The organism is Herbidospora sp. NBRC 101105 (genome assembly GCF_030269205.1).
GTDB classification, from domain to species: Bacteria; Actinomycetota; Actinomycetes; order Streptosporangiales; family Streptosporangiaceae; genus Herbidospora; species Herbidospora solisilvae.
Genome location: NZ_BSSX01000001.1, coordinates 1643578 through 1656387, shown reverse-complemented (window position 1 = coordinate 1656387; position 12810 = coordinate 1643578). Strand labels below are relative to the sequence as shown.

9 protein-coding genes are annotated in these 12810 nt (G+C 72.4%); 5 read left to right on the top strand and 4 right to left on the bottom strand.

Translation table 11 applies throughout. The features are described 5' to 3' along the window. A complete protein-coding gene (locus QSK34_RS07230; RefSeq protein WP_285581272.1) occupies window positions 1-723 on the bottom strand; it encodes a sulfite exporter TauE/SafE family protein in 723 nt (240 codons plus the stop codon). 26 nt (window positions 724-749) lie between these two features. Next, a complete protein-coding gene (locus tag QSK34_RS07225) occupies window positions 750-1226 on the bottom strand; it encodes a hypothetical protein (protein ID WP_202609529.1) in 477 nt (158 codons plus the stop codon). A 312-nt stretch (window positions 1227-1538) separates the two neighbouring features. On the opposite strand from QSK34_RS07225, the gene QSK34_RS07220 reads away from it, so the two are divergent. From QSK34_RS07220 to QSK34_RS07205, 4 genes are all read left to right on the top strand, one after another. After that, entirely contained in the window at window positions 1539-2489 is a 951-nt protein-coding gene (locus QSK34_RS07220) for an FAD-dependent oxidoreductase (protein ID WP_285581269.1), read from the top strand. A gap of 211 nt (window positions 2490-2700) precedes the next feature. After that, complete coding sequence (locus tag QSK34_RS07215; RefSeq protein ID WP_285581267.1) at window positions 2701-3723, top strand: hypothetical protein; 1023 nt, start codon at window positions 2701-2703, stop codon at window positions 3721-3723. A gap of 18 nt (window positions 3724-3741) precedes the next feature. After that, window positions 3742-4395 carry a hypothetical protein gene (locus tag QSK34_RS07210; RefSeq protein WP_285581265.1) on the top strand — a complete coding sequence of 218 codons (654 nt, stop codon included), beginning with the start codon at window positions 3742-3744 and terminating at the stop codon, window positions 4393-4395. A gap of 11 nt (window positions 4396-4406) precedes the next feature. After that, window positions 4407-5192 carry an inositol monophosphatase family protein gene (locus QSK34_RS07205; RefSeq protein ID WP_285581263.1) on the top strand — a complete coding sequence of 262 codons (786 nt, stop codon included), beginning with the start codon at window positions 4407-4409 and terminating at the stop codon, window positions 5190-5192. On the opposite strand, the gene QSK34_RS07200 is transcribed toward QSK34_RS07205, so the two are convergent. Further along, window positions 5181-5825, bottom strand: coding sequence for a DUF1045 domain-containing protein (locus tag QSK34_RS07200; RefSeq protein ID WP_285581262.1), 645 nt, complete (start codon window positions 5823-5825; stop codon window positions 5181-5183). The genes QSK34_RS07205 and QSK34_RS07200 overlap by 12 nt on opposite strands. 14 nt (window positions 5826-5839) lie before the next feature. Next, window positions 5840-7075, bottom strand: a complete 1236-nt coding sequence (locus tag QSK34_RS07195; RefSeq protein ID WP_285581260.1) for an ArsB/NhaD family transporter — start codon at window positions 7073-7075, stop codon at window positions 5840-5842. A 35-nt stretch (window positions 7076-7110) separates the two neighbouring features. On the opposite strand from QSK34_RS07195, the gene QSK34_RS07190 reads away from it, so the two are divergent. Then, the gene (locus QSK34_RS07190) at window positions 7111-12810 is read left to right on the top strand and encodes a WD40 domain-containing protein (protein WP_285581257.1); all 5700 of its coding nucleotides are present in this window, start codon (window positions 7111-7113) and stop codon (window positions 12808-12810) included.

The window sequence follows — 12810 nt, the reverse complement described above, 5'->3', positions numbered from 1 at the left end:
TCACGTGTACGTGTCGAACGCCAGCTTGACCGCCACGATCAGCCCCGCCACCGCGGTCAGCACCCGCAACGATGTTCCGGGCAGCCGCCGGGCGATCAGCGGCCCGATCCAGCCGCCGACGACCATGCCGGCCGCCAGCGGCACCACCACGTCCCACCGCACCGGCCCGAACAGGGCGAACCCGAGGGCCGCCACGCCGTTGGAGGACATCGCGATCACGTTCTTGACCGCGTTGACGCGGGCCGGGCTCTGGTCGAGGGCCGCCGTCAGGACGGCGAACATGATCACCCCGCCGGCCGCCCCGAAGTAGCCGGTGTAGATCGCGACGGCGTACACGCCCAGATAGAAGGCCCACCCGCGCAGCGCCGCGGATCTCGGGGCCCGCAGCAGCACCAGCGACGCGCCCGCGACCAGCACGGGCGCGACCAGTTCGAACGCCCTCGGCGGGGTCAGCAGCAGCAGCGCGGCCCCGGTGGCGCCGCCGAGCGCGGTCACCGCGCACAGGCGCAGCACCAGCGGCGCCTGCCCCTTGAGCTCGGGCCGCGAGGCGGCGGCCGATCCGAGCCCGGTGAACGTGAGCGACACCGTGTTCGTGACGTTGGCGGCCAGCGGCGCCAGCCCGAAGGCGAGCAGGGCCGGGTAGGACACGATCGACGCCAGGGACACGACCGTGCTCACGATCCCCGTCGCCACCCCCACGAGGGCAAGGACGAGGATCTCCACGCACCGAACTCAACCACAAGATCGTTTCAGTACGCGGCCGGGGCGGACGGCACCGCCTTCGGGGTCACCCGGTGGTCGCTGAGGTGCAGGTCGCCGCCGAGATCGGGGCGCAGCTTGTCGAGCGTCTCCCGGGTCCCGAGCACGGTCCAGAGCCGGCCCACGAGATGAGGGTTGTACTCGGGCGCCTGGTCCATCCAGGCGTCCTTGCCCTTCTCGGTGGCGAAGGTGTTGACGAAGAAGTCCCCGGCCTCGGTCGAGCAGGCGCCGGTGCGCAGCTCCTCGGCGTCGACCTGGATCTTCACGTCGCACCCGACCTTGGCGGCCAGTTCCTCGACGGTCGGGGCGGGCCCGGCCTCGACCGGGGCGGCGGCCGCCGCCGGAGCCGGGTCGGACACCTGGTAGGCCCCCTCTCCGGGGGCCGGAGAGCCGCCCGAGCAGGCGGACAGCGACACGACGGCCAGAGCGGCGGCGGCGAGGGCGGCATGGCGCGAAACAGTCAGCACGCCCGGGGATACGCGGCGTGGACGGAGGAGGTTCAATCCGGTGAACCGAAGTGACCCCTGGGGCGTCATGTCTGGCAAGGGAGGCCCGTATGGACGTCCTGGACAACCTCCTCGACGGAGATCTCCGGCTGGAGCTCGTCCTCGTGGAGGCCCTCCATTGGGAAGCCGATCGGCTGGCCGCCCCGGCCGATCGCGAAAGGCACCACTGAAACTGCGGTCCCGCCCCTCGATCAGGTGAGGGGCGGGGCTCGTGCATGCGGGCCCCTTTTGCGGGAAGTTCCGCACCATTCGCTTTGAGGGAGGTCGTCGTCGATGGCGCAGCATGCCGATGTCGTCGTGGTGGGGGGAGGCGTCGTCGGTCTCACGACCGCGATCGCCCTGAACGAGGCCGGGCTCCGGGCGGTCGTGTGGACCGCCGAGGTCCCCCGGCTGACCACCTCCGCCGTCGCGGGCGCCCTGCTGGGCGGCCCGGTCATGACCGAGCCCCGCGACGACGCGGTGCGCTGGCAGCAGACGGGTCTGGAGATCTTCGGCGAGCTCGCCACCCACCCGCACACCGGCGTCACCGCCGCGCGCGGCCGGCTGGTCACCCGCCTCGACGGCGGCACCCCGCCGTGGGCCCGCGACCTGCCCGGCTTCGCCGAGTGCTCCCCCGAGGAACTGGCCGGGTTCAAGGCGGGCTTCTGGATCACCAGCCCGATCGCCGACATGCCCTGCTACCTCGACTACCTCGTCGACCGGTTGTGCCGGTCGGGCGGCGACATCGAAGTGTGCACCGTGGCCTCCCTGGAGCAGCCGACCTCCCACGCGCCGGTCGTGGTCAACTGCGCCGGCGTGGCCGGAGGCACGCTGGCCTGCGACGACTCGGTGACCCCGGTGCGCGGGCAGCACGTCGTCGTCGAGAACCCCGGCCTGACCGAGTTCTTCTACGAGGGCGGCGCCGACGACGACTGGACCGGCTTCTTCCCGCACGGCGACCGCGTCGTCCTCGGCGGCAACGCCCGCAAGGGCGACTGGAACCTCGAACCCGACGAGACGCAGACGGCCGACATCCTCCGGCGCTGCGCCGAGGTCGAGCCCCGCCTGGCCGACGCCCGCGTGGTCAAGGTGGACGTCGGCCTGCGGCCCGGCCGCCCGTCGATCCGCGTGGAGGAGCAGCAGGTCGAGCAGGGGCGGCTCATCCACAACTACGGGCACGGGGGCGTGGGGGTCAGCATGAGCTGGGGCTGCGCGCTCGACGTGGTGAAAATGGTGACTGCCTGAGGCGAGCGGAACACCTTCGCCCGTCTGCTACCGCACCCGTCAATTCGCGGCCGCACCGGCGCGAGTTTCCAGCTCGCCCTCAAAGGTGCAGGTCAGTAGCCGCCTTGACGTGTCGTGTCCGCTCTCCCTATTAGGTGGCGGAATTCGATCGCGCCAGCGACGATATACGCGGGGAAGTCGGAAACGGTCCCGATGGCGCGGGGATGGGTTCATGTCGATAGAGAGCACCCGGGGCGACTCCCGAACACCCTGGAGGGAACGCCTCTCCTGGCTCCGCGACGAACCCGAGGTGGGCATCGCCTTCCTGATCGCCGTGGCGGCGGCCGTCTACGACGTGTGGGACGCCGACGCCGACGTGATCGGCAAGGCGACGCTTCTCGTCCTCGCCCTGGTCGCCATCACGCTGGTCCGCAGCAGGCTGCGCACCGGCGAACTCGAGATCGAACTCCGCCGGACGTTGTCCGACTCCGGGGACGCCCTGCGGCAGGTGCCCGAGCGGCTCGCCGAGGTGACCGAGCTGCTGGAGAGGTCGCGGCAGGCGATCGACCAGATGTCGGTCGTCTCGCTGCTGCCCGGCGCGCAGGTGCGCACCGAGCTCGTGGCGGCGACCCAGCACACCAACATCTGGATCTTCAAGGGCGGCACCGGCACCTTCATCCGCGCCTTCACCCTGCCCGAGTGCGTGGAGAACTCCCGGGCCGCGCGCCGGCAGCTCCAGGTGCAGCTGGAGATCATCGACCCGGAGAACGACACGGCCTGCGCGGTGTACGCCCGGTTCCGCCAGTCGCTCGTCACCGGCCGCGCCGACCCCTGGACGGCCGACCGCACCCGCAAGGAGGCGTACGCGACCATCCTGGCCGCGAGCTGGTACCGGCGGCACAACGACTTCCTCACCGTCCGGGTCGGGTTGTCGTCGACGATGACGACCTGCCGGTGGGACATGTCGGCCTCGCGCGTCATCGTCACCCGGGAGGATCCCACCGCGCCGGCGCTGGTGGCCTACCAGGGCAAGCTCTACTACTCCTGGTGCGAGACCGAGCTGAACAGCAGCTACGCGCAGTCGAGGAGGCTGCCCGTGGAGAACGTTCTGATGGTGCCGCTGAGCGACGAGCCGACGGTCGAGGAGGTGCGCGAGCTGTTCGAGGTGCTGGGCTTGTCGCTCGACGCCCTCGACGACTCCGAGGTGGCCGACGTGACCCGCCGCGCGCTGCGGCCCGCGGAGCCCTACCGCTGAGAGGACCACAGAGGCGACATGCGCTACTCCGATCTACGGCACGAGATCGACCAGGGCACCGCCGCCTCGACGATTCCGGCGTGGGCCGAATCGGTGCTCCGGGCGGTCGCCGCCGGGGCGGTGCGCATCCCTGCGGTGCGCCATCCGCTCGGGTTCTTCTGCCTGCCCGTCGAACGCGACGGCGACCTGGGTGTCTGCCTGCACGTCTGGTCGCCGCAACTCAGCACCTCGGGCAGCAGCACCTCGCTGGTGCACTGCCACAGCTGGGACCTGCTGAGCTTCGTCCTGTACGGCCGGGTCTCCAACGTGCTCGGCCGGATCTCTGACGGGACCGTCCACCGGCTCTTCGAGGTGACCGGCCGCGGCGACGAGGACGCCGTCACGGCCACCGACCGGCTGGTCGACTACCGGCCCGAACGTCTGGAGCGGTTCGGCGCGGGCGAGAGCTACTCGCTCGCGGCGGGCCTCTTCCACAGCACGGTCATCGAGGGCTCGGGCGAGGCGGCGACGGTCGCGCTCGGGCGGATGATCCGCACGGGCGCCGACCTGTCGCTCGGGCCGCTCGACACGCCCAGCCACACCCAGCGCCGCCACGTGTGCGGCCCGGCCGAGTCGGCCAGGGCCGCCGCGGTCGCGGCCGCCGGCCTGGCCGCCCGGTACGACACCTACTGAAGGGGCGCGCGGTGGACGTCTCGGCGGAACTGGCGGTGGCCGTGGCCGCCGCGGAGGCGGCGGGCGCGCTGCTGCGGCGTGAGCCCGCGTGGATCGCCGCCAAGGGCGCGGACGGCGATCTCAGCACCGACCTGGACCTCCGCTCGGAGGAGCTGATCGTGAGCCGGGTCAGGGCCGCCTACCCCGGCGACCGGATCGTGGCCGAGGAGTCGGGCGCGGGGGGCACAGGGGGCGCCGAGGGCGACCGCGTCTGGTTCGTCGACCCGCTCGACGGCACCAACAACCTGGCGATCGGCCTGCCCGTCTACGCCGTGGGCATCGCCTTCTGCGTCGCCGCGCGGCCCGTGGCCGGGGTGGTGCACGACCCCGTCAGCGGCGGCACGTGGTCGGCCGTGCGCGGCGGCGGCGCACGCGGGCCGGGCCTGCCCGCCGAGGTCGCGCCGAGCGGGCGGCCGTTGCTGCTGGCCTGGACGCAGGGGCACGGCCTGGCCGCCGATCCGGTCGCCGGCGCGCTGCGGACCGCCCTGGAGGCGCGGGCCGGCCGCCTGCTGCAACTCTGGGCGCCGCTGGTCGCCTGGATCCTGCTGGCCCGGGGGCGGATCGACGGCATGGTCGGCTACCGGGCCGAGCTCGTCGACTTCCCGGCGGGCGCGCTGATCGCGGCGGAGGCGGGGGTGGCGATCCACCGGTTCGACGGGGAGCCCTTCGACCTGCGGGTCGACCTGCCGGAGTCGGAGCGCAACTTCGTCGCCTGCCGGGCCGGGCGGTTCGCCCGGATCTGGCCGTCAGGCGGCTGAGCCCAGCCCGACGGTCTCGACGACCTCGACGCAGGTGCCGTGCTCGCCCATCACGCACAACGCGAGGGTGCGGTAGACCTCGTCGAACGACCGCACCGGCGGCAGCAGGTCGGCGGGCACCTGCCGGCCGCGGTCGCGGAACCGGGTCATGGTGATGTGGGGGCGGAACAACCCGCCGATCTCGTCGTAGCCGTGGCGGTCGAGGTTGGCGCGGGCCTCAGGGGGCGCGACGAGGCGGTGGTCGGCCAGCACCCGGCCGACCGGGTCGTGTTCGCGCAATCCGGTGCGCAGCGGGCCGAGCCCGGCGACGAGGTCGTCCTGGAGCCGGGTGACGGCGGCGGTCTTCCGGTAGAACAACTCGAACATGCCCTGGTCGTTGGCGGCGAAATGGCCGCCCTCCAGCGGGATCACGGGGGTTCGCGCCGCGACCCGGCGGAGCGTCTCGCACACCTGGCCGAGGCGGGCCGATTCGAAATTCGCCATGTAAAGCGAGATGTGCGGATAGAACGCGCCGCTCCGCAGCGTGAATTCGACCGGGGCGAATTGCGCGCACCACGCGCTCAACCGCACCGAACGCTCCTCGACATCGGTGCCGGGTAACAGCACCGCGTCGTAAACCGGAAGACCCGACATGCGCCCACCCTATTTCAGGTGAGCGCCAGCACCCATACGACCGAAGGGAGCAGGAGAATGGCGAGCACCGCGCCGGTCAGCACGAATTTCCCCAGGGGCACCCTGACACCCCGGCGGCGGCACCATTCGAACCAGAGCAGCGTGGCCAGTGAGGCCCACGGCGTGATGACCGAGCCCACATTGGTGCCGGCCAGAAGGGCCAGCAGCTGGTCGAGATCGGCGGCCGGCACGACCTGTTCGCCCGCGACGTAGGCGGGCAGGTTGTTGATCGTGTTCGACAGGCCCGCGCCGGCCGCGGCCGTGCGCAGCAGCCCGGCGAACCCCTCGCCGGTGCCGACGAGCCAGGTCATCAGGTCGCCCAGGCCGTGGCGCATCAGCGTCGGCACGACCAGGAACAGGCCGGTGACGAACACCAGGAGCTGCCAGGGGATGAGCGAGGGACGCAGCGACCGGCGGTCGCGAAGCAGGTAGGCGGCGACGGCGAGCGCGGCGGCGACGATCGCGGCGACCTCGATCTGGAGCCCGGCCAGGATGGCCGCGATGAACAGCAGGCAGGCCGCGCCGGTGCCCCAGAACAGCACCGGGTCCCTGATCGGCTCGGGCGGGGCGGGCTCGTAGCGGTCGGCCCCCCGCACCCCCCGCCGCCAGTAGAAGACCCAGAGCAGCGCCATCGTGCCCGCGATCGCGACCGTCTGCGCGAGCCACATGCGGACCGCGAACTCCGGCGCCGACAGGCCCAGCTTGTTCAGCGCCAGCAGGTTGGTCAGGTTGCTCACCGGAAGCAGCAGGCTGGCGGTGTTGGCCAGCCAGACCGTGGTCATCGCCAGGGGCAGCGGCGCGATCTTCGCCCGGGGCGCGAGCGCCAGCATGACGGGGGTGAGCAGGACCGCCGTGGTGTCGAGGTTGAGGAAGATCGTGGTGGCCGAGGCGAACGCGACGCACAACAGGAAGAGCGCCGGATAGGCCCCCCGGCCGAGCAGCGCCAGCCGCGCCGCGATGACGTCGAATACCTGCGCCTCTTTGGTGAGTTCGGCCAGCACGATAACGCTGACCAGAAACAGCATGAGCGGAGCTATTCGCTCGACGCTCGCCCGCGCCTCGGCAATCGGCAGCAGACCCGTCAATACGCAGCCGACCCCGATGAAAAGCAGGCCGATTCGAATCCAGTCGAGTACACTCGGTGCTCGTACGGCCCGTTTCCACAACGGCACGGACGGTGACCCCTTGTCGCCCACGGTAGAAAATATCATGGCTTCATTCCGGCGAGGCGGGTGATACCGGCGTCATGGAGCGGCCGATCGACATTTTCATCAGCTACTCTCCGGCCGACGAACGGTGGGCGTCATGGCTGGGCTGGGAACTCGAGGCAGCAGGATACCGCACCATGCTGCAGGCCTGGGATTTCGTCCCCGGCACGAATTTCGTCGACTTCATGGACCGGGGCGTCCGGGAGGCCGCGGTCGTACTGGCGCTGCTGACCGAGAACTATTTGGGTTCGCGTTACGGGAAACTCGAATGGCAGGCCGCGCTCCGCGCCAATCCGGATAATCCAGAAAACAAACTCATCACCGTGCGGATCGAGGACTGCCGGGTCGACGGGCTTCTTTCGACCATCACCTGGGTCGACCTCGTCGGGGTGACCACCCCCGACCACGCGCGGGGGCTCGTGCTCACCCGCATCCGCGAGGCGCTGGCCGGGCGGGCCAAGCCCGAGTTACGCCCGGCCTTCCCCACCGGCTCCGAGCCCCGGCCGCCCGCGCCGCTCACCTCGCCCCGGCCGGCCGTGCCGACCGGGCAGCGCCGGGCCCGCCGGGTGCCGGTGGTGCCGCCGGGATATCCGGCCGACTTCGAGCCGCCCGCCCGGCGCGACAGCCTGAGCGTGCTCCACGTGGCGGGCCCCCGGTTCGGCCGGACGATGGGGGCCGAGCCGCCCCTGAGCCCGGCCGGTCTGCAGTCCCACATCTTCGCCGAGCTGACCCGGCTGACCGACGCGGGGGTGCCCCGGCCCGAGCTGATGGTGGTGGCCGGAGACCTCACGGCGGCGGGCAGCCGCAAGCAGATGACCGACGCGCTGACCTTCCTCACCGGGCTGCGCGCGCTGGCCGGTCTCGAACCCCAGCGGGTGGTGCTGGTGCCGGGCGCGCGCGACGTCAACCTGGCCGCCTGCGAGGCCTACTTCAACGACTGCAAGGCCGACGACGAACGCCCCGAGGCGCCCTACTGGCCGAAGTGGCGCCACTTCGCGTCGTTGTTCCGGGAGTTCTACCAGGGCGTCGACTCGGTGATGTTCGACAGCGCCCAGCCCTGGACGCTCTTCGCCGTCCCCGAGATCAAGGTCGTGGTGGCCGGGCTCAACTCCACGATGGCGATCAGCCACCGCACCGAGCACCGGTTCGGGCTGGTCGGCGAGTCGCAGGCCGCGTGGTTCGCCGAGCGGGTCCGCGCCTTCGAGCGGGAGGGCTGGTTGCGCCTCGGCGTGGTGCACCACGGCCTGACGCCGGGTCACCCCGAGTCGCTCACCGACGCGGCCGTCGTCGAGGGCCTGCTGGGCGGGAAGCTCCACACGATCCTCCAGGGCGGCGGCCGGGCCGGCGACCCGTCGGCGCTGGGGGCCGGGGCGCTCGTGCTGCCCCCGCTGGAGCCCGGCCGCCAGCAGGTGCTGGAGTTCACGCCCGACGGGCTGGTCGTCCACCGCACCTCCGCGCCCCCCGCCACGATCGAGCGGCGCTGGGTCTCGGCCGGCGGGATCTTCCCCGAGCCGGGGGCCGTGCCGGCGCCGCTGGCTGTGGGCGGCCCCGAGCCCGACCGGCCGCCGCCGGCGCGGGCGCAGGGGCCGCGGGCCCAGCTCCTCGACCGGGTCGCCGAGGCCTGCGAGACCCGTTTCGACCACGCCGTCATCCGGACCGTCGACGACGACCCGCCCCACCTGCGGGTGAGCTACCGCGACGGCGGGTTCGTGCGGGAGTTCTGGGTCGGCGTGATCGTCGGCGAGCCGACCGCGGGCGAGGTCGACGAGTTCGTCCGCCACGTCCACGCGGGCCACATGGGCCAGTCGGCCGAGCTGGTCTACCTCGGGCCGACGCCGCCGCGCAGCCTGCGCGAGGACGCCGCCCGGCGGGGCGTGCGGCTGCGCAGCCTGATCGAGTTCCAGGGCCTGGTCGACCTGTCGGGCTACGTCGCGGCCCAGACCCGGCGGCTCGACGCCGACCCGACCTACCCCGCCCACCTCTACGTCACCCAGGACTACCGCGAGCTCGACCCGACCGGCGGCGAGATCCGCCACGACCTGGCGGGTGAGCTGATCTCCCAGCTCCACGGCGACCAGGGCAGGTTCGTCCTGGTGCTGGGCGACTTCGGCCGCGGCAAGACGTTCGTGCTGCGCCAGGTCGTGCGGCGGATGGCCACCGAGACCCCCCACCTGACGCCGGTCCTGATCGACCTGCGCACCCTCGACAAGGCCCACTCGGTCGAGACGCTGATCGCCGCCCACCTGGCCAACCACGGCGAAGACCAGATCGACCTGAAGGCCGTCCAGTACATGCTGCGGCAGGGCCGGATCGTGTTGTTCTTCGACGGGTTCGACGAACTGGTCACCCGGGTGACCTACGACCGGGCCGCCGACCATCTGGAGACCCTGCTCCAGGCGGCGCAGGACCAGGCGAAGATCGTCGTGGCGAGCCGGACCCAGCACTTCAAGTCCGACGCCCAGGTGTTCACCAAGCTCGGCGAGATGGTCGGCGTCCTGCCGCAGCGGCGGGTCTTCAGCATCGAGGGCTTCTCCAGCGAGCAGATCCTGGCCTACCTGATCAACGCCTACGGCGACCGGGCGGCGGCCGAGGAACGGCTGCGGCTGCTGCGCAGCATCCAGGACCTGAGCGGGCTGGCCCGCAACCCCCGCATGCTCACCTTCATCGCCGACCTGGCCGACGACCGGCTGCGGGCCGTCGCGCACGCCCACCGCACGGTCAGCGCCGCCACGCTCTACCAGGAGATCCTCGGTTCCTGGTTGCGCTACGAGCAGCGGCGGCTGGGCGACCAGCGCGGCGCGCAGGCCGGGCTCGACGAGGCCGACCTGTGGCACGCCGTGCGCACCCTGGCGATGCGGTTGTGGGAGACCAACGAGCCCTACCTGCGGCTGGCCGAGCTGGCCGAGGTCGCCGAGACGCTCTCGGGCCTGGCCGACGGGCGCATGTCGGGCGAGCAGGCCACCCACACCGTGGGCACCGCGAGCCTGCTGGTGCGGACCTACGACGGCCTGTTCGGCTTCATCCACGGGTCGGTGGCCGAGTGGCTCGTCGCCCACTTCATCGCCGACGAGTTCGCTCGCGACCGCGCCGACCCGACCGCGCTGAGCCGCCGGGAGTTGTCGCAGCTGACCGTCGACTTCCTGTGCGACCTGGCCGAGGCGCACGACTGCCAGCTCTGGGCCGACCGGGTGCTGGCCGACCCGGAGGCGGGGAACACCGCGCGCAAGAACGCCCTCAAGATCATCACCCGGCTGCGCACCCCCGCCCAGACGAGCCTGCGCGGCGCGCGGCTGCGCGGGGAGGACCTCTCCCACCGCGACCTTCAGGAGGTCGACCTCACCGACGCCGACCTGACCGACGCCCGGCTGGTGGGCACCAACCTGTCGCGGGCGATCCTGCGGGGCACCAAGCTGGCCGGCGCCTGGCTCGACGAGGCCAGGCTGACCGGCGCCGACCTGCGCGGGGCCGACCTGACCCGGGCCCGGCTGGCCCGGACCGACCTGCGCGACGCCGTGGTCTCCGGCAGCCGGTGGACCCGCGCCACGCTGGTCAACGTGACGGCGGGTGAGCGGGTGCTGCGCGCCCCGGAGCTGCGCGACGCCGCCGTGGTGCCGGGGTCGTCGATCGAGGTGCAGGTCGCTCCCCCGGCGGTGGGCGTGCCCTACGGGTTCGACCCGCTGACGACGCGGTTGCCCAACCCGATCGCGTACAACACCGACGGGCAGATCTTCGCGGTGGGCTGCGACAACGGCGGGGTGATGGTGTTCGAGGCGCCCTCCGGGCGGCCGATCCGCACCCTGTGGGGGCACCGCGACCGGGCCTACGCCCTGGCCTTCGGCGCACAGGACCTGCTGGCGACCGGGTCGGCCGACGGCGACGTGCGCATCTGGGACACCGCGACCGGGGAGTGCGCCCACGTCCTGCCGGTGCATGCCAAGGGGGTCTGGCCGCTGCTGTTCGACGAGAGCGGCACGCTCCTGGCGGCCGGTTCGCCCGACGGCACCGTGCTGGTGTGGGAGACCGCGACCGGCACGCTGCGCTGCGCGCTGCCGGGGCACACCCCGCCGGTCTACACGGCGGTGTTCGGGCCCGACGGCACCAGCCTGATCACCGGCGACGCCTCGGCCAACGTCCGCGTCTGGGACCTGACCACCGGCGAGCTGCGGGTGGTGCTGTCGGAGGGCACCGGCCCGGTCTACCGGCTGGCGCTCAGCCCCGACGGGTCGCTGCTGGCCGCCGGCGACCACTACGGGCTGATCCGGCTGTTCGAGACGGCGAGCGGGCGGGTCGTGCACGAGCTGCGCGGCCATCCCGGGCGGGTCTACGCCGTCGACTTCCATCCCGAGGGCACCCATCTGGCGACCGGCGACACGATGGGCACGATCCGGGTCTGGAACCTGCGCGCCCCGCTGGTGCCGCGCCAGCTCGCCGGGCACACCGGGGCGGTCTACCAGGTGTCGTACACCCCCGACGGGAAGAACCTCGTCAGCGTCGACAGCAACGGGTCGCTGCGCATGTGGCAGGGCGAGCTGGGGCAGCCGAGGCCGGGGCTGGCGGGGCACCGGGGGTCGATCTGGCCGTTCGCGATCCACCCCGACGGCGCCCAGCTCGCCACCACCAGCAACGACGACTCGATCCGGTTGTGGGACCTGGGCACCGGCCAGCTCACCCGCACCCTGCGCGGGCACGGCCGCCGGGTCACCTCGGTGAACTTCAGCCCCGACGGCACGATGCTGGCCAGCAGCGGCAACGACGGGGCGGTCCGCATCTGGGAGCCGCCGACCGGCCGGCTGATCAAGGAGTTCAGCGGGGTCAACGACCAGCTCACCTCGGCGGTGTTCAGCCCCGACGGCGAGCGCATCGCCACCACCACCAACGACGGCGCGGTGCACCTGCGGCAGACCGCGGGCTGGGACTTCGAGCGTGAGCTCGACACCAACACCGAGTCGGTGTGGGCGCAGGCCTTCAGCCCGAACGGCAAGGTGCTGGCCACCGCCAACGACGACGACACGCTCCAGCTCTGGTACCGCACCAGCAACACCCACGTCACCCGGCCGGCCCCCCACCAGGGCCGGGTGCGCTCGATCGACTTCAGCCCCGACGGCCGCCTGGTGGCGACGGGCTGCGACGACCGGCTGGTCCGGATCTGGGACGCCACCACCGGCGAGTGCCTGCGCATCATGCCGGGGCACACCGACCGGGTCTACCGGGTGGTCTTCAACCCGATGGGCACGGCGCTGGCCAGCATCGGCAACGACGGCGTGGCCCGGATCTGGGACCACACCACCGGCCGTGAGCTGCAGGCGCTCGACGCCGGGTCGGGCCGCCTGTGGACGGGCGACTTCAGCACCGACGGCTCGATCCTGGCGACGGCGGGCGACGACCGGCTCGTCCGTCTCTGGGACGTCGCCACCGGCCGCCACCTGCACACCCTGTCGGGCCATTCCCGCCGGGTCGTGTCGGTCGCGTTCAGCCCGGCCGGGCCGCTGCTCGCCTCGGCCGGGAACGACGGCATGATCATCCTGTGGGACCTGTCGGGCCCCGAACCGGCCCGCAAGGTCACCCTGCTCGGCCTGCCCGGCGGGTGGGCCGCCTTCGCCCCCGACGGGCGTTACAAGCAGGAGGGCAACGTGCACGGCGAGTTCTGGTTCGCCATCGCCATGTGCCGCTTCGACCCGGGCGAGCTCGACCCCTATCTCGACGACGTGCGGCTCATGGTGCCGCAGGAGGAGTTCTGA

Excerpts from the sequence above, each read along its gene's own strand:
- QSK34_RS07220 (WP_285581269.1), top strand. The coding sequence starts at position 1,539 with ATGGCGCAGCATGCCGATGTCGTCGTGGTGGGGGGAGGCGTCGTCGGT.
- QSK34_RS07215 (WP_285581267.1), top strand. The coding sequence starts at position 2,701 with ATGTCGATAGAGAGCACCCGGGGCGACTCCCGAACACCCTGGAGGGAA.
- QSK34_RS07210 (WP_285581265.1), top strand. The coding sequence starts at position 3,742 with ATGCGCTACTCCGATCTACGGCACGAGATCGACCAGGGCACCGCCGCC.
- QSK34_RS07200 (WP_285581262.1), bottom strand. The coding sequence starts at position 5,825 with ATGTCGGGTCTTCCGGTTTACGACGCGGTGCTGTTACCCGGCACCGAT.
- QSK34_RS07195 (WP_285581260.1), bottom strand. The coding sequence starts at position 7,075 with ATGATATTTTCTACCGTGGGCGACAAGGGGTCACCGTCCGTGCCGTTG.
- QSK34_RS07190 (WP_285581257.1), top strand. The coding sequence starts at position 7,111 with ATGGAGCGGCCGATCGACATTTTCATCAGCTACTCTCCGGCCGACGAA.